This window comes from Nocardioides secundeburneus, from assembly GCF_039939255.1.
Classification (GTDB): domain Bacteria; phylum Actinomycetota; class Actinomycetes; order Propionibacteriales; family Nocardioidaceae; genus Nocardioides.
Map to the genome: position 1 here is coordinate 151,339 of NZ_JBDUUE010000002.1, position 18,099 is coordinate 169,437.

Annotated in this window: 18 protein-coding genes and 1 tRNA gene; 10 read left to right on the forward strand and 9 right to left on the reverse strand. The window is 72.7% G+C overall.

Features of this window, described 5'->3' with window-relative positions:
* Positions 1 to 105: 105 nt before the first annotated feature.
* From ABFT23_RS05645 to ABFT23_RS05660, 4 genes are all read left to right on the forward strand, one after another.
* On the forward strand, positions 106 to 1,416 hold the full coding sequence (locus ABFT23_RS05645) for a C40 family peptidase (protein WP_347893241.1): 1,311 nt from the start codon (positions 106 to 108) through the stop codon (positions 1,414 to 1,416).
* 161 nt (positions 1,417 to 1,577) lie between these two features.
* Positions 1,578 to 3,590, forward strand: coding sequence for an acyl-CoA dehydrogenase family protein (locus ABFT23_RS05650; protein WP_347893242.1), 2,013 nt, complete (start codon positions 1,578 to 1,580; stop codon positions 3,588 to 3,590).
* Positions 3,587 to 4,249 carry a class I SAM-dependent methyltransferase gene (locus ABFT23_RS05655; protein WP_347893243.1) on the forward strand — a complete coding sequence of 221 codons (663 nt, stop codon included), beginning with the start codon at positions 3,587 to 3,589 and terminating at the stop codon, positions 4,247 to 4,249. Before ABFT23_RS05650 ends, ABFT23_RS05655 begins: the two co-directional genes overlap by 4 nt.
* A 79-nt stretch (positions 4,250 to 4,328) precedes the next feature.
* Positions 4,329 to 5,573 (forward strand): IS30 family transposase, encoded by a 1,245-nt coding sequence (locus ABFT23_RS05660; RefSeq protein WP_347893244.1) that lies wholly within the window; start codon positions 4,329 to 4,331, stop codon positions 5,571 to 5,573.
* Positions 5,574 to 5,699: 126 nt separating this feature from the next.
* Here the strand turns inward: ABFT23_RS05660 and ABFT23_RS05665 are convergent, their stop codons facing one another.
* A complete protein-coding gene (locus ABFT23_RS05665; RefSeq protein ID WP_347893245.1) occupies positions 5,700 to 7,001 on the reverse strand; it encodes a C39 family peptidase in 1,302 nt (433 codons plus the stop codon).
* A gap of 117 nt (positions 7,002 to 7,118) precedes the next feature.
* Between ABFT23_RS05665 and cysS the strand changes: the two genes are divergently transcribed.
* Entirely contained in the window at positions 7,119 to 8,522 is a 1,404-nt protein-coding gene (gene cysS / locus ABFT23_RS05670) for a cysteine--tRNA ligase (protein WP_347893246.1), read from the forward strand.
* Complete coding sequence (gene rlmB, locus ABFT23_RS05675; protein ID WP_347893247.1) at positions 8,512 to 9,471, forward strand: 23S rRNA (guanosine(2251)-2'-O)-methyltransferase RlmB; 960 nt, start codon at positions 8,512 to 8,514, stop codon at positions 9,469 to 9,471. Before cysS ends, rlmB begins: the two co-directional genes overlap by 11 nt.
* A 13-nt stretch (positions 9,472 to 9,484) precedes the next feature.
* Here rlmB and ABFT23_RS05680 read toward each other — a convergent pair whose 3' ends face one another.
* Together ABFT23_RS05680 and soxR are read right to left on the reverse strand one after the other, a co-directional pair.
* On the reverse strand, positions 9,485 to 10,693 hold the full coding sequence (locus ABFT23_RS05680; RefSeq protein ID WP_347893248.1) for a DUF4032 domain-containing protein: 1,209 nt from the start codon (positions 10,691 to 10,693) through the stop codon (positions 9,485 to 9,487).
* A gap of 115 nt (positions 10,694 to 10,808) precedes the next feature.
* On the reverse strand, positions 10,809 to 11,237 hold the full coding sequence (gene soxR / locus ABFT23_RS05685; protein ID WP_347893249.1) for a redox-sensitive transcriptional activator SoxR: 429 nt from the start codon (positions 11,235 to 11,237) through the stop codon (positions 10,809 to 10,811).
* 98 nt (positions 11,238 to 11,335) lie between these two features.
* Between soxR and ABFT23_RS05690 the strand changes: the two genes are divergently transcribed.
* A tRNA-Thr gene (locus ABFT23_RS05690) sits at positions 11,336 to 11,408 on the forward strand.
* 9 nt (positions 11,409 to 11,417) lie between these two features.
* Here the strand turns inward: ABFT23_RS05690 and pdxY are convergent.
* Positions 11,418 to 12,269, reverse strand: coding sequence for a pyridoxal kinase PdxY (gene pdxY / locus ABFT23_RS05695; RefSeq protein ID WP_347893250.1), 852 nt, complete (start codon positions 12,267 to 12,269; stop codon positions 11,418 to 11,420).
* A gap of 159 nt (positions 12,270 to 12,428) precedes the next feature.
* Here pdxY and ABFT23_RS05700 point away from each other — a divergent pair, with 159 nt between their 5' ends.
* Positions 12,429 to 12,920 (forward strand): cupin domain-containing protein, encoded by a 492-nt coding sequence (locus tag ABFT23_RS05700; protein WP_347893251.1) that lies wholly within the window; start codon positions 12,429 to 12,431, stop codon positions 12,918 to 12,920.
* A 94-nt stretch (positions 12,921 to 13,014) separates the two neighbouring features.
* The gene (locus ABFT23_RS05705) at positions 13,015 to 13,989 is read left to right on the forward strand and encodes an aldo/keto reductase (RefSeq protein ID WP_347893252.1); all 975 of its coding nucleotides are present in this window, start codon (positions 13,015 to 13,017) and stop codon (positions 13,987 to 13,989) included.
* A gap of 79 nt (positions 13,990 to 14,068) precedes the next feature.
* Here ABFT23_RS05705 and ABFT23_RS05710 read toward each other — a convergent pair whose 3' ends face one another.
* On the reverse strand, positions 14,069 to 14,506 hold the full coding sequence (locus ABFT23_RS05710; RefSeq protein WP_347893253.1) for an Hsp20/alpha crystallin family protein: 438 nt from the start codon (positions 14,504 to 14,506) through the stop codon (positions 14,069 to 14,071).
* Positions 14,507 to 14,616: 110 nt separating this feature from the next.
* On the opposite strand from ABFT23_RS05710, the gene ABFT23_RS05715 reads away from it, so the two are divergent.
* The gene (locus ABFT23_RS05715; RefSeq protein WP_347893254.1) at positions 14,617 to 14,901 is read left to right on the forward strand and encodes a MerR family transcriptional regulator; all 285 of its coding nucleotides are present in this window, start codon (positions 14,617 to 14,619) and stop codon (positions 14,899 to 14,901) included.
* Between the two features lie 4 nt (positions 14,902 to 14,905).
* On the opposite strand, the gene ABFT23_RS05720 is transcribed toward ABFT23_RS05715, so the two are convergent.
* From ABFT23_RS05720 to ABFT23_RS05735, 4 genes are all read right to left on the reverse strand, one after another.
* On the reverse strand, positions 14,906 to 15,406 hold the full coding sequence (locus ABFT23_RS05720; RefSeq protein ID WP_347893255.1) for a hypothetical protein: 501 nt from the start codon (positions 15,404 to 15,406) through the stop codon (positions 14,906 to 14,908).
* A gap of 19 nt (positions 15,407 to 15,425) precedes the next feature.
* A complete protein-coding gene (locus ABFT23_RS05725) occupies positions 15,426 to 16,199 on the reverse strand; it encodes a dioxygenase family protein (RefSeq protein WP_347893256.1) in 774 nt (257 codons plus the stop codon).
* 82 nt (positions 16,200 to 16,281) lie between these two features.
* Positions 16,282 to 17,004, reverse strand: coding sequence for a uracil-DNA glycosylase (locus ABFT23_RS05730; protein WP_347893257.1), 723 nt, complete (start codon positions 17,002 to 17,004; stop codon positions 16,282 to 16,284).
* A 23-nt stretch (positions 17,005 to 17,027) separates the two neighbouring features.
* Positions 17,028 to 18,038 carry an SMP-30/gluconolactonase/LRE family protein gene (locus tag ABFT23_RS05735; protein WP_347893258.1) on the reverse strand — a complete coding sequence of 337 codons (1,011 nt, stop codon included), beginning with the start codon at positions 18,036 to 18,038 and terminating at the stop codon, positions 17,028 to 17,030.
* Between the last annotated feature and the right edge of the window lie 61 nt (positions 18,039 to 18,099).

Here is an 18,099-nt window from a genome sequence, read left to right on the forward strand (position 1 = left end):
ATTACACCGTTGTAGTCTGTCAAGCCGACACGCCGAAGGACTTGTGACTTCTGCGAACTTCTGTTTCGGTTGTGACTCGTGAGACCAGAGTTGTCCCCGCGACGCGTGCGCACCGCCGCTGTCGCGACCGCGCTCGCCACCCTCGCCGTCCTCGGCGCCGGCGGCTCGAGCGCCCGTGCCGTCGAGGACGACGTGCCCACGCGCCAGCAGGTGCAGCAGGCCGAGGACGCCGTCGTCGCCGGGCAGCGCGACGTCGACGCCGTCCGGGCCGACCTCGTGGCCGCGCGCGAGAAGGTCGCCACCGCACAGCTCGCCGCGTCGAAGGCGGCCGAGGCGTTCAACGGCGCCCGCTACGACGCCCGCCAGGCCCGGCTGGACGCCGACGCGGCCCGCGTCGTCGAGACCGAGGCCCAGGCACACTCCGACCGGCTGCGCGACGTCTTCCGCCGGAACGCCGTCCGCAGCCTGACCACCCACTCCGAGCTCGCCGTGCTCTCCTCGCTCGCCGACTCCGACGGCCTCGGCGAGCTGCTCAGCCGCAGCAGTGCGATCCGGGTAGGCCGCCAGGCCTTCACCGTGCGCAACGACGACCTCGAGGCCGCCGCCGACGCGGCGAGCGCGGCCAGGGAGGCCGCCGACCAGGCCGAGGACGACGCCGTCGCCGCCGCCGACCGGGCCCGCGTCGCCCGTGGCGAGGCCCGCGACGCCGCCGCGGGCGCGGTCGCCGAGGAGCAGGTGGCCGCCGGTCGCGAGCAGGCGCTCGTCGCCGAGCTCGCCCGGCTGCAGGACGTCAGCATCGCCGTCGCCCAGCGCCGCGAGAGCGGGCTCGAGCGCCGCCGGGCCGCCGCCGAGGCCGCCCGCCGCGCCGAGGAGCAGCGGCAGGCCGAGCTGGCCCAGCAGGCCGCCGCAGCCGCCGCACAGCCGGAGCCCGCGCCGGCGCCGGAGACGGCGTCCCCCGAGCCGACCCAGGACCCCGAGCCCGATCCGGAGCCGGCGCCCGAGCCGCCCGCCCCCGAGACGCCCGCCCCCGAGACGCCGGCACCCGCCCCGAGCGGCGGCGCGTCAGCGGCGATCGCCTTCGCCCGCGCCCAGCTCGGCGACCCGTACCGCTGGGCCGCGTCGGGCCCCGACGCCTGGGACTGCAGCGGCCTGACCGCCGGTGCCTGGGCCGCCGGCGGCACGTCCCTGCCGCACTACTCCGTCGCGCAGTACGAGCAGTCGACGCCGATCAGCCCCGGCGAGCTGCGCCCCGGCGACCTCGTGTTCTGGGGCGACTCGAGCAGCCCCTCGTCGATCTACCACGTCGCCCTCTACGCCGGCGACGGCATGATCATCCACGCCCCGCGCACCGGACGCCCGGTCACCGAGGAGTCGATGTACTACTGGATCGAGCCGAACTTCTACGCCCGGCCGTGACGATCGGCTCGCTCCGCAGGGTGCGCCGAGCTGGCGGCCCGCTCCGCTTCGCGGCGGTCGTCCTCGACTGTGGTCGCGTCGCCGTGGCGTCCGGCTCGACTGCCCGAACCGACGACGGTCGCTCACCCGAGCCGAGTGACACCGGTCAGTAACCTCGGCTCATGGCCACCGACACCGCCGTGCCCGTCGACCCGCAGCAGTCCGAGCATCCCGACGTCGGCCGCCGGCCCACGATCGACGTGGCGGCCCTCACCGCGCTGCTCGACGGCCGCCACGCCGAGGTACGGCAGCTGGTGCGCGACCAGCTGGCCGCGCAGGCGCAGGTGCTGGTCGACGCCGAGGAGATGACGCGCGCGGAGTTCCGCGAGCGCGTGAAGGACGTCGTCGTCGAGATGGCCGGCACCGGCCAGACGGCGATGGGCTTCCCGGAGCAGTACGGCGGGGGCGGCGACATCGGCGCGTCGGTCGCGGCGTTCGAGACGCTCGCGCTCGGCGACCTGAGCGTGCTGGTCAAGGTCGGCGTGCAGTTCGGCCTGTTCGGCGGCGCGGTGCTGCAGCTCGGCACCGAGCGGCACCACGAGCAGTACCTCGCCGACATCGTCAGCGGCGAGCTGCTCGGCTGCTTCGCGATGACGGAGACCGGTCACGGCTCCAACGTCCAGGCGTTGGGCACCGTGGCCACCTACGACGCCGAGGCGCAGGAGTTCGTGATCCGGTCGACGAGACCCGATGCCTGGAAGGACTACATCGGCAACGCCGCCGCGCACGGCACGATGGCGGTCGTCTTCGCCCAGCTGGTCGTCGACGGCGACACGAAGGGCGTGCACGCGTTCATGGTGCCGATCCGCGTCGACGGCGAGCCGGCGGCCGGCGTCCGCATCGAGGACGACGGGGCGAAGATGGGCCTCAACGGCGTCGACAACGGCCGCCTGTGGTTCGACGACGTCCGCGTGCCGCGCGAGGCGCTGCTCAACCGGTTCGCCGACGTCACGTCCGACGGAACCTACGCGAGCGAGATCGACAACCCCGGCAAGAGGTTCTTCACGATGCTCGGCACCCTCGTGCAGGGCCGGGTGTGCGTCGGTGGCGCCGGTATCAACGCCTCGAAGGTGGCGATCACCATCGCCGTCAAGTACGCGCTGCACCGCCGTCAGTTCGAGGCGACCAGCGAGGCCGAGGAGGAGCTGCTCCTCGACTACGGGCTGCACCAGCGCCGGCTCTTCCCGCTGCTCGCCCGCACCTACGCCCTGCACTGTGCTCAGGACGTCGTCGCGGGCCGCCTGCACGACGTCTTCTCCGGCACGCTCGCGCCCGGCGCCGACGTCGACCTCGCGCGTCGCGAGCTGGAGTCCAGGGCCGCCGGCACCAAGGCGCTCGGCACCTGGCACGCCACGCAGACCATCCAGGAGTGCCGCGAGGCCTGCGGCGGCGCGGGCTACCTCGCCGTCAACCGCTTCGCCGCGCTCAAGGCCGACACCGACGTGTTCACCACGTTCGAGGGCGACAACCACGTGCTGCTGCAGCTGGTGGCCAAGGGGCTGCTGACGGCGTACAGCAGCGAGTTCGAGGAGATGGACCAGCTGGGCCTGGTGAAGTTCGTCGCCGGCCTGACCGTCGAGACCATCATCGAGAAGACCGGCGTGCACAAGCTGCTCGAGCGCATCAAGGACGTCGTCCCGGGTGGTTCGCCGTCGTCCGACGGCGGTGACCAGGACGCCGGCCTGCTCGACCCCGAGTACCAGCTGGCGATGTACCGCTTCCGGGAGGAGCACACGCTCGCCGGGGTCGCGCGGCGGCTCAAGCGCGGCGTCGACCAGGGCATGAACCCCGGCGAGGTGTTCTCGCGGGTGCAGGACCACGTGATCGCGGCGGCCCGCGCGCACCTCGAGCGGCTCGTGCTCGAGGCCTTCGTGGCCAAGGCCGCCGAGCTGCCCGACGGCGACCTCAAGGTCGCGTTCGACCTGCTCGTCGACCTGCACGCCCTGCACGGCATCGAGCAGGACCGGGCCTGGTTCATGGAGCACGGGCGCCTCACCACGCAGCGCAGCAAGGCGATCAGCCGCGAGGTGTCGGCGCTGTGCCGCAGGATCCGCCCGCTCGCCGGCGACCTCGTCGACGCCTTCGCCGTCCCGCCCGAGGTGCTCCGCGCGCCCGAGCTCGTCGAGGCGCCGTGAGGCTCCCCGGCCTCGGCGGCTGGAGCGACGACCCCGCCTGGGCCACGGTCTACGACTGGTCGGTCGAGCACCCGCGGGCCGGCGGGCTGTTGTGGCGCCTCGGCATCCAGAGCGACCTGCGGCGCCTCTACGCCGCCACCGACGAGCTCGGCACCCTGGCGGCCGGTACTCGCGTGCTCGACGTCCCGTGCGGCGGGGGCGTGGCGCTGCGCGGCCTGCGACCCGGCCAGGGCGTCGACTACGTCGCCGCCGACATCGCCCAGGCGATGCTCGACCGCACCCTCGACGCCGCCCGCGACCGTGGCGTCGCCGACCAGGTCACGACGCGCATCGCCGACGTCGGCGACCTGCCGTTCGACGACGAGAGCGTCGACGTCGTCGTCACCTTCACCGGCCTGCACTGCTTCCCCGACCCCGAGCGCGCCGTCGCCGAGATGACGCGCGTGCTCAGGCCCGGCGGCTTCCTGACCGGCAGCGCCGTGCTCACCGACACCGGCCTGCGCCACGAGCCGCTGCGCCGCGCCGGACGCCTCGCCGGCCTGATGGGCCCGATGTGCAGCGGCCCCGACGTCGTCCGGTGGCTGACGGCGGGCGGCGTCGAGCGGCCGAGTCTCGACCGGTCGGGCGCGATCGCCTACTTCCGCGGCGTCCGGGCCTAGCTCCTCAGGGATTGCCCGCGCTTCTCAGGTGGGCGGGCTCAACCGGTGGAGGCAACGCTGACCTTGAAGGTGGCGTTGGATGCCGAAGCGGTTCGCGTATGAGTTGCAGGATGAGTTGTTCGAGCTGGTGTGTGGTGGTGTCCCGATCACACGGGCAGCGGCGCTGGTCGGCGTGTCGTGGGACACGGCCTCGGCGTGGTGGCGATCCTCGGGACTCGTGAACTTCCTTCCCCAGGTCGGTGCGACGGGCGGGCTTGGCGGTACGGCGCCGCAAGCCGTGCCCGGGGCGAGTGGTCTCGACGACGAGCCGAGGCAGCGGCGCCCGTTGACGATGTGGGATCGCTCAGTGATCGCGGTGGGGCTGATGTGTGAGGCCTCCCACGCCCAGGTCGGCGCGATGATCGGTCGGGAGCGGTCGGTGGTGTGGCGTGAGGTCGAGCGGAACCAGGGACCCGACGGGTCTTACTGGGCGCCGATCGCGCACCGCGCCGCGCACGAGCGACGACGACGGCCCAAACCGTTCAAGCTCCACCAAGACCCCGAGCTGTGCCGGCGGATCGAGGAGTGGATGGACGACGGCTGGTCACCCGAGCTGATCGCGGCGATGCTGGCCGCCGAGCACCCCGGCGACGGTTCGGCGGCGAGGATGGGCCGTGTGTCACACGAGACGATCTACCGGGCCCTCTACGTCCAGGCCCGGGGCAGCCTGCGCAAGGACCTAGCTGCGCAGCTGTTGACCAGGCGTCGCGCACGTAAGCCGCGCGGTGTAGTCGACGGCCGGGGCAAGAGCCTGTACCGCGAGGCGTTCACGATCAGTCAGCGCCCGGCCGAGGTCGCCGACCGCGCTGTGCCCGGGCACTGGGAGGGCGACTTGATCCTCGGGACCGGGAACGGCTCAGCGGTCGGGACCCTGGTCGAGCGCACCACCCGATTCGTGATCCTGCTTCACCTGCCCGGTCGTCACGACGCAGACTCGGTCGCCGAGGCCATGATCCGCGAGATGGGCCAGCTACCGCTCCACCTACGCCGGTCCCTTACCTGGGACCGCGGCTCTGAGTTGGCCAAGTACCGCGATATCGAGGCCCGGCTGGAGATGCCGATCTACTTCTGCGACCCCCACTCGCCCTGGCAACGAGGATCGAACGAGAACACCAACCGCCTCCTGCGGTTCTGGCTCGAGAAGGGCACCGACCTGTCCACCCACACCCCCGAGGACCTCGCCCGGATCGCGGCCACCCTCAACAAACGGCCCCGCCCTACCCTGGGCCTACGGACCCCAGCCCAAGCGCTGGCCGAACTGCTCGCCAACCCGGCAGCAGCATGACCGTTGCTAAGACCGATTGAGCCCGCCGTGTTGCAACCCCTGGGAACGTCAGGAGTACCCGGTGCACCGGGTACTCCCCGCCCCCGGGGTGCAGGAACACCCGGAGCACCGGGTGTTCCCTGCACCTCACCAGTTGCCGGCCGACCCCGCCGGCAGCGCCCGCGCGGCGTCACGGATCACGTAGACGAGCCCGCCTGACTTCTGCAGCCACACCTTCTCGAGCTGAGCCCTCGGGTAGACCCGGCGGACGCCGGCCCGGGTGGTCGAGGCCGGGTCGTTGACGACGACGTCGCCGTTCTGCGTGAAGCCGACGATGACCAGCAGGTGGCCGTTGGTCGACGACACCGGCGCGCCCGAGAGCTGGCCGCGGCTGAACGAGACCGAGGCGACGAGCGGGATGCCGGCCCTGATGAACTTCTCGGCCTCGCGCAGGCCGCGCAGCCGGGTCACGAACGCCGCGCCGGCGAGCGGGGCGGCGTAAGCGGCGTTGAACGACCAGTTGCCGGTGCCGCGGTAGGCGTGGTCGTAGGTCATCCGGGCGGCGTGGTCGACCCACGGGTCGGTGTGGCCGCGCGGCACCCAGCCGTACGCCGTCGCACGGGGCAGCTTGCGGTAGTAGCCGAGCACCATCGACGTCGACGTCGGCGAGCACCACGCCTGGCCGCCGTTGCCCCACTGCGGGAAGTGGCCGCGGTGGGTCATCTGCGAGTAGCGCGGCACGTCGAGCACCACGCCGCGGGCCACGCCCGGCTTCGACGTCGTCGTCGGGGCCGACGCCGGCAGTCGCGAGGTCATGGCGCCCACCGTGGCGACCGTGGGCCGGGCGGTGGTGCCGGTACGGCGGCCGAGGACGACGCGCAGCTGGTACGACGTCAGCCCGGCGGGGGCCTTCCACGTGTCGACGTCGACCGTGGTGCCGTCGCTCGCCTGCCCCGAGACGGTCGCGCGCTTGACGTAGGTGTCCGACTGCGCCCAGCGGCTCATCAGGTCCCACCCGGTGAGTGCGCCGGCGGCGTTGCGGCCCCGCACCCGGATCTCCACCCAGCTGTCGGCGGGCGTGCTCGCCGACCACGACGGGATCAGCTGGGTGAACGCGAAGCCGGGGGTCACCCAGGGCGACTCCCACTTCGCCGTCTCGTAGCTCGTGGCGCCGACCTTGCGGCGGGCCGTGGCGCCGAGGAAGCGCACCGTGCCGTCGGACGACGACACCCCGGCCGAGACCCCTCGGGCGAGCTCGGCGGCGGTGTCCCACTGGTGGTACTTGATCTGGCGGGCCGGCGCCTTCTTCTTCTGTGCCGTCGCGGCGACGACCCGGTCGGCGGGCGCGGCCGACGCCGAGGCGGTCGGCGGCATGACGGCGACGAAGCCGCCCACGAGGGCGGCGTTGGCCAGGATGCTGACGAGGATGCGAGTGAGGGGAAGACGCACCAGATCACCGTACGACACACCAGTCACACCTGTCACAGAAGTGCGGTAGCACGTGATATCGCGACGCCGGGCGGCCGGCAATGGGCGTCGAGGGTACGAGATCCCTAGACTCGACCGGTGACCTTCCGGCTCTACGACACCGCGACGCGCGAGGTGCACGACTTCCGTCCTCTCGAGGAGGGCAAGGTCGGCATCTACGTCTGCGGTCTCACCGTGCAGTCCGAGCCGCACGTGGGTCACGTGCGCTCGGCGGTCAACTTCGACGTCCTGCGCCGGTGGCTGAGCCACACCGGCCACGACGTGACGTTCATCCGCAACGTCACCGACATCGACGACAAGATCCTCGCCAAGGCCGCCGAGCAGGGCCGCCCGTGGTTCAACCTGGCCTACGAGATGCACGGCAAGCTGACCGCGGCCCTCGCCTCGATCAACGTGCTGCCACCCACCTACGAGCCCGGCGCCACGGGCCACGTGCCCGAGATGCTCGAGCTCATCGGCACGTTGATCGAGCGGGGCCACGCCTACGCCGCCGACGACGGCTCGGGCGACGTCTACTTCGACGTGCGATCGTGGCCGGCCTACGGCGAGCTGACCGGGCAGAAGGTCGACGACATGGAGCCGGCGGGCGACGCCGACCCCCGCGGGAAGCGTGACCCGCGCGACTTCGCGCTGTGGAAGGGCTTCAAGAAGGACGCCGAGCCCGAGACGGCCGCCTGGCCGAGCCCCTACGGCCCCGGCCGCCCCGGCTGGCACATCGAGTGCTCGGCCATGGCGGGCAAGTACCTCGGTCAGGCCTTCGACATCCACGGCGGGGGAGTCGACCTCCGCTTCCCGCACCACGAGAACGAGCAGGCCCAGTCGCGCGCGGCCGGTCAGGCGTTCGCGAGCTACTGGATGCACAACGCCTGGATCACCACCGCCGGCGAGAAGATGAGCAAGTCGCTCGGCAACTCGCTGCTGGTGCCCAGCGTGCTCGAGCGCGTGCGCGGCATCGAGCTGCGCTTCTACATGGTCTCGGCCCACTACCGCTCGACGGTCGAGTTCAGCTTCGAGGCCCTCGACGAGGCCGCCGTCGGGTTCCGGCGCATCGAGACGTTCCTCGACAAGGCCGGCCCGGCCGACCCGGACCGCACCGCCGAGGTGCCCGAGGCGTTCGCGGCCGCGATGGACGACGACCTCGGCACCCCGGCCGCCGTCGCGGTCGTGTTCGACGTCGTCCGCGAGGGCAACCGGACCACCGACCCCGAGGCGCTGCAGACCGCGGCCGCGCAGGTGCGGGCCATGCTCGGCGTCCTCGGCCTCGACCCGGCCGATCCGGCCTGGTCGACCGGCGGCGACGACGCCGCGCTCACCGCCGCGGTCGACGCGCTCGTCGCCGGCCTGCTCGAGCAGCGCGCCGAGGCGCGCGCGGCCAAGGACTTCGCCCGTGCGGACGCGATCCGCGACCAGATCAAGAACGCCGGCATCGAGGTGGAGGACACCCCGACCGGTCCGAAGTGGAGCATCTCCCATGGCAGGTAACAGTCAGCGCAAGGGCTCGGTCCGCAAGAGCGCCAAGAAGCCGTCGGTCGGGTCCGGCGGCCAGGTCCGTCGCGGTCTCGCGGGCAAGGGCCCGACGCCGAAGGCCAAGGACCGCGAGTACCACCAGGCGCACAAGGCCGCCCAGGCCAAGAAGCGCGCGGCGTCCAAGGGCGGCCCGCGCCGCAAGGGCACCGACGCCGAGTGGATCGCCGGGCGCAACCCCGTCGTCGAGGCGCTGCGCGAGGGCGTGCCGATCAGCGCGATCTACGTCGCCGAGGGCGCCGAGCGCGACGGCCGGCTGCGCGAGGCGTTCAAGCTCGCCCAGGACAAGGGCATCAGCCTCCTCGAGGTGAGCAAGGGCGAGCTCGACCGGAGCACCAACGGCGCCGTGCACCAGGGCCTGGCCGCACGCATCCCGCCGTACGAGTACGCCGACCCGTTCGCCCTGCTCGACCTCGCCGAGCAGAACCGCGAGAAGCCGCTCATCGTCGTCCTCGACTCGATCACCGACCCCCGCAACCTCGGCGCCATCGTGCGCAGCGCGTCGGGCCTCGGCGCCCACGGCGTCGTCATCCCCGAGCGGCGCGCGGCCGGCATGACGGCCTCGGCCTGGAAGACCAGCGCCGGCGCCGCGGCCCGCATCCCGGTCGCGCAGACGGTCAACCTGACCCGCCAGCTCAAGGAGTACCAGGAGGAGGGCTGCATGGTCGTCGGCCTCGCGGCCGACGGCGACATGACGCTCCCCGAGCTCGCCGCCGACCCGCAGCTGCCGGTCGGCCCGCTCGTCGTCGTGGTCGGCGCCGAGGGCGACGGGCTGTCCCGTCTCGTCGCCGAGACCTGCGACTTCCTGGTCTCGATCCCGATGGCCACCTCGCTCGAGTCGCTCAACGCGGGCGTCGCGGCGTCGATCTGCCTCTACGCGATCAACCAGGCGCGCAGCGCCGGCTGAACGAGCCTCACGACTACTCCTCCGGGGCGGCCACGACCTCGTCGGGACGCCGGCTCAGGTGGTGCTCGATGTAGTCGCGGGCGGCGTCCTGGATCGGGACCTGGTGCCCGGCGCGCTCGGAGAGGTACCAGACGTGCACGAGCACCTCGTGGAACATCTCGGCCGGCTCGAGCCGCCCGCGCGCCTCGGGTGGCACCATCGCGGTGATCGGCTCGTAGACCTCGGTCAGCCAGCGGTGGGCGACGAGCTGGCGGTCCTCGCGGCCGAGGTCGAAGTGGGCGGTGAAGGAGGCGATGTCGTTGAGCAGGCGGCGCGCCTGGCTCTCCTCCACGTTGAGCCCCGTGAGCGACTGCAGCTCGCGACAGTGGTGGCCGAGCTCGACGACCTTCGGCTGGATGCGCACGGTGTCGCCGTCGTAGTCGGTGACGATCTCGAGCTCGTCGACGTCGAAGCCGAGGTCGTTGAGCCGCTCGACGCGCTGCTCGATGCGCCACATCTCGTCGGAGCCGAACTCCTCGACCCCGGTCAGCTCGCCCCACAGCGCCTCGTAGCGCTGCTCGAGCAGCTCGATGACGTCGTGCGCGGCGACGGAGGCGTCGAGGGCCTGACCGGCCTGCAGGTCGAGCAGCTCGGCGAACACGTTCTCGGTGGCGATGGTGACGTCGTGGTGTCGCATCCCGTCGGAGAGCTCGTCGCGCAGCTCGCCGGTCTCGGCGTCGACGAGGTAGGCGGCGAAGTCGCCGGCCGCGCGGCGGAACAGCACGTTGCTCAGCGACACGTCGCCCCAGTAGAAGCCCGCCAGGTGCAGCCGCACGAGCAGCACCACGATCGCGTCGACCAGTGAGGGCAGGTTCTCGGCCGACATGCCGTGCGCGAACAGGCTGCGGTAGGGCAGCGAGAACGACAGGTGCTCGGTCAGCAGGGCCGTCGGCAGCTCGCCGTCCGGGCCCGTGCGACCGGTGACGACGCCCTGCGGGACGACGGCCGGCAGGCCCAGCCGCTGCAGGTCGCGCAGCAGCCGGTACTCGCGGAACGCGATCTCCTCGACGGTCTCCTTGACCGCGTAGGTGCGGCCGCGGAGCCGCACGATCCGCACGACGTGCCGGCTCAGCCCGCGGGGGAGCGGGACGACGTGGTCGTCGGTCCACTCCTCGAGCGGGGTGCTCCAGGGCAGCGTCAGCAGCGCCGGGTCGGGCCGGTTGGCGACGATGCGAAGGGCCATCGGGCCAGTGTTGCGGACGCGGCGCCGTGGTGGGCGGTGCGGCAGCCACCGTTTCGCGTCGGCGGAGGGGGTCGTTCGGTGGCTCACCTACCGCCCACCCGGCCGGGCCGGCGTCCTACGGCTCGAGCAGGACGGCGCCCGGCCCGCGCTCGGCGAGCTCGTCGTGCGGGTTGGTGAGGAAGCAGGACTTGAGGCTCAGGCAGCCGCAGCCGATGCAGCTGTCGAGCTTGTCGCGCAACAGCTCGATGCGGCGGATCTGCTCGTCGAGCCGCGGACGCCACTCCTTGCTGATCCGGTGCCAGTCGGCCTTGGTCGGCGTCCGGCCGTCGGGCAGGTCGTCGAGGGCCGCGCCGATCTCGTCGAGGCTCAGCCCGACCTGCTGGGCGGTGCGCACGAAGGCCACCCGGCGCAGCGTCGAGGTCTCGTAGCGGCGCTGGTTGCCCGTCGTGCGAAGGGAGGAGATGAGGCCGCGCTCCTCGTAGAAGCGCAGCGCGCTGTGGGCCACCCCGGAGCGCTCGGAGAGCTGGCCGATCGTCAGCGTCATGGATCCAGTCTCGTCAGACCTCAAGGATGGTTCAAGTGTCTGTCGGGAATCGGGTGCGTCGGCCGCCAGGCGTCGCACTACGATGGGGCCCGCACCTCGCCGGTGTAGCTCAGTTGGTAGAGCGCGTCTCTTGTAAAGACGATGTCGCGGGTTCGATCCCTGTCGCCGGCTCCGAGCCCGCTACCGCAGCTGTCGCGCCTCGAACCGCGCCGGCGGGTCCGCGATCGCGTCCTGGGCCGCGACGAGCTGGATCTCGCGGGTGCCGGCGGCGATGGTCGCCTCGAGCACGGCGTAGACCGACGACGTCGTCAGCTCGAGGGCACGGGCCGGCGAGCCGGTGGAGCGCAGGTGGGCGAGGTAGAGCGCGGCGGTGATGTCGCCGCAGCCGTTGGGGTTGATGGGCAGCAGCGGCGTCGTGACCGCCCAGGCGCCGGCGTCGGAGACCGCGACGACGTCGAGCGTGTCGGTCGCCGAGTCGGAGTGCAGCACGGAGGTGACCAGCAGGTCGCGCGGACCGCTCGCGCGGACGGCGTCGGCGGCGTCGAGCACCTCGGCGAGGGTGGTCGTCGTCCGGCCGGCGAGGAAGTCGAGCTCGAAGTGGTTGGGGGTGGCGATGTCGGCGCGCGGCACGACCTCGTCGCGCATGTACTCCGGGATGCCGGGCTTGACGAACATCCCGCGGCCGACGTCGCCCATCACGGGGTCGCAGCAGTACACGGCGTCGGGGTTGAGCTCCTTCACCCGGGCGACGGCGTCGAGCACGACGGCGCCGACCGCCGGGTCACCCTGGTAACCGGACAGGACGGCATCGGCCTGGCCGAGCACTCCCCGGTCGTCGATGCCCTGGATGACGTCGCGGACGTCGGCGGGGTCGAGCAACGGCCCGCGCCAGGCGCCGTAGCCCGTGTGGTTGGAGAAGTGCACCGTGAGCACCGGCCACACCTCGTGGCCGAGGCGCTGCAGCGGGAAGACCGCCGCCGAGTTGCCGACGTGGCCGTAGGCGACCGAGGACTGGATGGACAGGACCTTCACGAGACCGATTCTGGCCGACGTCGGCCGCGAGGCCGAGCGTCGGGTCTCGACCCACGTCGGCCCGGCCGTCCCGACGAGCCCGCTCCACCCGCCACGCCGGCGGGGTGCCGATGACAGCCGCCTCTGGCCGTAGCCAGCGTCGACGGGTTGTCTGGGCGCATGTCGATGCCCCTGCACCGCCCCTACCCACCCGACCTCTACCGCGGATCCACCGGCGAGGTCTCCGCCTGGCTGCGCCCGGACGACGCGCCGCCCGACCTCGAGTACCGTTCCGGCGGCACGTGCGAGTACCTCGCCACCGGTGACCGCACGGGCGGTCGGTTCGGGCTGTACCGCTGGACGTTCGGCGACACCGAGACCGGCCCCGACCCGCACTTCCACCGGGCCATCTCCGAGCAGTTCTACGTCCTCTCGGGCGAGGTCACGCTCTACGACGGTCGGGAGTGGACGACCGCCCGCTCCGGCGACTTCCTGTACGTGCCCGAGGGCGGACTGCACGGCTTCCGCGGCAAGGACCGCGCCTCGATGCTGCTCATGTTCGCGCCCGGCGGCCCGCGGGAGGACTACTTCGAGACCCTCGCCCGCGGCGAGGAGATGACCGAGGAGCAGCGCGCCGAGTTCATGGTCCGGCACGACACGTACTGGGTCTGAGCCTGGGTCTGAGCCTGGGTCCGAGCCTGGGCCTGGGCCCGACCCGCCCCGGCGGAGGGTGGCGGGCCGGTCGTGCCTCGCTACCGTCGCAGGCATGGCAGACATGGAGTACCGCCCGCTCGGCGACAGCGGGTTGATGGTCAGCGCGGTCGGGGTCGGCTGCAACGCGTTCGGACGACGGGTCGACGCCGACGGCGTCCGCGACGTGCTCGACGCCGCCACCGACGTCGGCGTGACGCTGCTCGACACCGCCGACATCTACGGCGACCCGGCCGGTGGCAGCGAGACGCTGATGGGCGAGTTCTTCGCCGCCCACCCCGGACGCCGTGACGACTTCGTGCTCGCCACCAAGTTCGGCATGGACATGCGCGGCGCCTACGGCGACGACCACGGGGTGCGCGGGTCGCGCCGCTACGTGCGCCGAGCCGTCGAGGAGAGCCTGCGTCGTCTGCAGACCGACCACATCGACCTCTACCAGCTGCACGAGCCCGACCCGATCACCCCGGTCGAGGAGACGCTGTCGGTGCTCACCGACCTCGTGCAGGAGGGCAAGGTGCTCTACCTCGGCAGCTCGAACGTCGCCGGCTGGCAGGTCGCCGACGCCGAGTGGACCTCGCGCAGCGCCGGGCTCGAGCGCTTCGTCAGCGTGCAGAACCGCTACTCGCTGCTCGACCGCACCATCGAGTCGGAGGTGGTGCCGGCGTGCGAGGAGTACGGCCTGGGCGTGCTGCCGTTCTTCCCGCTGGAGTACGGCCTGCTCACCGGCAAGTACCGCCGCGGCGAGACCGCGCCGGCCGGGTCGCGTGCGACGTCGGCGCCGTCGCCCTGGCTCGAGGACGCCGACTGGGACCGCATCGAGGCGGTCGAGGCCTTCGCCGCCGAGCGCGACCTCGACCCGATCGACGTCGCCATCGCCGGCCTGGCCGCGCAGCCGGCCGTCACCTCGGTGATCGCCGGCGCGACGTCCGGCGACCAGGTGCGCCGCAACGCGGCCACCCTGCGCTGGGAGCCGTCCGAGGACGACCTCGTCGCGCTCGACGAGGCGACGGGTGCGTCGTCCGACGACTGACGTCGACCCGCTCGGACGCCGACGGGCCGGCCGGGCTGCGTGAGCCCGGCCGGCCCGTCGTGGGTCGGTGGTGGGTGGGTCAGGCCTCGATGGCGGTCTTCTCGGGCGTGACGCCGGCGATCTCGATCTTGCGGGACTTCGCCCGCTCGGCCACGGGGATCACGAGCCGGAGCACGCCGGCGTCGTAGGCGGCCTCGATGTGCTCGAGGTCGAGGTTGTCGCCGAGCACGAGCTGGCGGGTGAAGGTGCCACGGGTGCGCTCGGAGGCGAGCATCTCCCAGTCGCCGTTGCGGGCGAGGCGCTCGGCGCGCACCGTGAGGACGTTGCGCTCGACGTCGAGGTCGATGGACTCGGGCGTCACGCCCGGCAGGTCGAGCTCGACGACGAACCGGTCGCCCTCGCGCCACGCGTCCATCGGCATGACGGCCGGGCGGTTGGTCGTGCCCCAGGAGCCGGAGACCAACTGCTGGGCCAGGCGGTCGAGGTCGCGGAACGGGTCGGTCGTGCGAAGCAGCATGGGACTTCCTCTCTGTAGGACGGGGCCACCGACGGTGGCGTGATGTGTAACGAACGATATAGGTCATCTGTTCCGTTTGCAAGAGGAAATCTGGCGTCTAGGATGAGCTCATGTCCTCACGCACGCGCGGTGTCTACGCGATCTCGGTCGCGGCCGAGATGGCCTCGATGCAGATCCAGAACCTGCGCGTCTACGAGCGCCGCGGCCTCGTCGACCCCGACCGCACGCCGGGCGGGTCGCGCCTGTACAGCGCGGCCGACGTCGAGCGGCTGGTCCGTATCCGCGACCTGCTGGCGCAGGGCCTCAACCTCGCGGGCATCGCCGAGGTGCTGCGGCTCGAGGCCGACAACGCCCGGCTGCGTGAGCAGGTGCGCCGGCTGCGCGACCGCGACTGAGTCGTCAGCCGCCGGCGGCCGAGGAGGCGGCCTGCAGCGTGCTGCGCAGGCTCTCCGAGCCGGGGATGCCCGGGTTGTCGCCGGGCTCGTCCGGGGCGGTCGCGCCGACGGCGGCGGCCGCCTCGCGTACCCGGTCGGCGTCGGCCCCGCCCAGCTCGGCGGAGGCGAGTCCGAGCCACTGGCCGACCAGCGCGGCCTGGTCGTGGGCGCTGCGCCCCCACTGCTGGGCGTAGGCGCCGGCGTCGAGGGTCGACATGTCCTCGACCGAGGCGGTCGCCGCGGCGATCACGTCCTCGAGCGTCCCCGGGCCTGCGGGCGGGGTGCCGACCAGGTCGATCGTCGCCCCGCGCAGCTCGGGGCTCACGTCGCCGGCGACGAACGCGTCGCCGGCTTCCTCGGTGCGCAGCAGTCCGACCCAGACCGCGGCCGCGGCGACCAACGCGAACACCAGCAGGCCGGCGACGCCGATGAGGCGGGCGCGGGGGTGGGCGTGGGCGTCGTCCATCGAGCCCGACCGTAGTGGGTCAGGCCACCTGCAGCGACCGCTTCGACAGTCCCATCCAGAACCCGTCGATGCGCTGCTCGCCGGGAACGGCGGCGTCGGTGGCGGCGCCGAGCGTCACGAACAGCGGCGAGTAGTGCTCGACCGTGGGGTGGGCGTAGGGCATGCCCGGAGCCTGGTGCTTGAAGTCGGCCAGGGCGTCGACGTCGCCGCGGGCCATGGCCTCGGCGGCCCAGGCGTCGAAGTCGCTCGACCACCCGGGGGCGGCGGCGTCGATGCGGAACTCCTTCAGGAACGGGAGGCCGTGGGTGAGGAAGCCGGAGCCGATGATCAGCACGCCCTCGTCGCGCAGCGACCGCAGCCGGGCGCCCAGCGCGAGCAGCCGCTCGGGGTCGTGGGTCGGCAGCGACATCTGCAGCACCGGGACGTCGGCCTCGGGGTACATGATCGTCAGCGGCACCCAGGCGCCGTGGTCGAGTCCGCGCTCGGTGTGCTGGTGCACGGGCTCGGACGCCGGCATCATCGCCGCGACGCGCTCGGCCAGCCAGGTGGCGTCGGGCGTCTCGTAGGTCATCCGGTAGTACTTCGGGTCGAACCCGCCGAAGTCGTAGACGAGCGGGGCCCGGCTCGCGCTGAGCGAGACCGGCGCGGACTCCCAGTGGGCGCTCACGATGAGCACCGCCCTCGGGCGCGGCAGGTCGGCGGCCCAGGCGGCCAGCTGGCCCGACCAGGTCGGGTCGTCGAGCAGGGGCGGGGCGCCGTGGCCGAGGTAGAGGGCGGGCATGCGATCGTTCACACCGACCAGAATAGTTGAAGTCTGTACTTTATTCCTGGCGAGCAGCAGATCGCGAGGCACGAACGGTCGAGGCGCCCACAGCTCAGCCGGGCACGCTCGCGTCGCCCTCGACGAACACCGACCAGTCGACCGGCTCGACACCGCGCTCGGCGAGCAGGGCGTTGACCCGGCTGAACGGCTTGGTGCCGAAGAACCCGCGGTAGGCCGACAGCGGCGAGGGGTGCACGGACTCGACGCACGGGGTGGCGCCCAGCATCGGCCGGAGCGACTTCGCGGGGCTGCCCCACAAGATCGCGGCGAACGGCCGGCCGCCCTCGGCCCGCTCGACCAGCGCTCGGATGGCGCACTCGGTGACGGCCTCCCAGCCCTTGCCCCGGTGGGAGTTCGACGCGCCCGGCCGCACGGTGAGCACCCGGTTGAGCAGCATCACGCCCTGGTCGGCCCAGCCCGTGAGGTCGCCGTGCCTCGGCGGCACGACGCCGAGGTCGTCGCGCAGCTCGGTGTAGATGTTGAGCAGGCTCGGCGGCAGCGGCCACACGTGCTTCTCGACGGCGAAACTGAGCCCGATCGGGTGCGCGGGGTTGGGGTAGGGGTCCTGTCCGACGACGAGCACCTTGACCTCGGCGAGCGGCGCCCGGAACGCCCGGAACACCGCGTCGCCGGCCGGCTGGTAGCCGCGACCGGCGGCCACCTCGTCGCGCAGGAAGGCGCCCATGGCGGCCACCTGCTCGTCGACGGGGGCGAGGGCCGCGGCCCAGTCGGGGGCCATCAGGCCTCGGTCGACGAGTCGGGCCAGCGCGCTCATGGCGCGACCCTAACGAGGTGGCGTCACCGCCGTCCGGCGAGCCGGGCTCGGCGTGGCAGCCACGGCATCATGCCGCGCTCGCCGACCTCGACGGCGAGGATCGCCATGTGCGAGGCGTCGCCCGACAACGCCGCCTGGTTGGCCACGAGCACCCGCGTGCCGAGGAACGTGGCGCTGCACGGGGTGTCGAACGGGATCGGTGAGCCGTTGGCCCCGCCCGACAGCGGCGTCCCCGGGAACCGGTCGAGCTCGCGGCCCGTGGGGGAGAGGCGGACCAGCTGGTTGGTGAGTCCGGCGGTGGCGACGTAGATGCGTCCGGAGCGACCGACGCCGAACCCGTCGGGCAGGTCGGTGGGCAGCGACGTCCAGAGCCGGCGGAGCTGGCCCGGCCTGCCCTGCCGGATCGGCAGCGAGTACAGCGCGCCGTTGGTCGGCAGGGTGCTGCCGTCGGCCACGGTCTGCTGGGTGATGAGGAAGTCGTGGTGGTGGCGGCGGTAGACGATGCCGGTGGTGCCGAAAGAGGCGACGCCCTGCAGGGCCGGAGAGCGGAAGAACGGGCGCACGCGGCCGTTCGGGTGCACCCGGTAGACGACGCCGTTGGCGTAGTCGGTCACGAACAGGTGGGTCGGGCCCCACGTCGCGTAGTTGGGCACGGCGCCGGCGGGGAAGGTCGCGATGCGCTCGAACCGGCCGGTGCGGACGTCGAGGGTGAGCAGGCCGCGCGTCGAGGTCTCGAGCAGGACCAGCTTGCCGTCACGGGTCTCGGTGGCGACCTGGACGCCGTGGTCGGCGTCGAGCCGCTGGCCGGGAACCGTCCACGAGCGCAGCAGCGTGCCGTCGCGGCGCCACTCGAAGACCCGCGAGCGCTGGCGGTCGCCGGCCACGTAGGTGCCGGCGTAGACGCGGCCGTTGCGGCCGACATGGGTGTAGGCGGGATGCCCCGGCGACGGGACCCGCGCGAAGACCGTCGTGCGGTAGGTGAGCTCCGCAGCCTGGGCGACGGGGGCGGTCGCCGTCCCGCCCGACGTGACCATCGTGAGCAGGAGGACCAGGGCCCCGAGTCGGGATAGTTCGACACCTGGTCGACCTCTCACG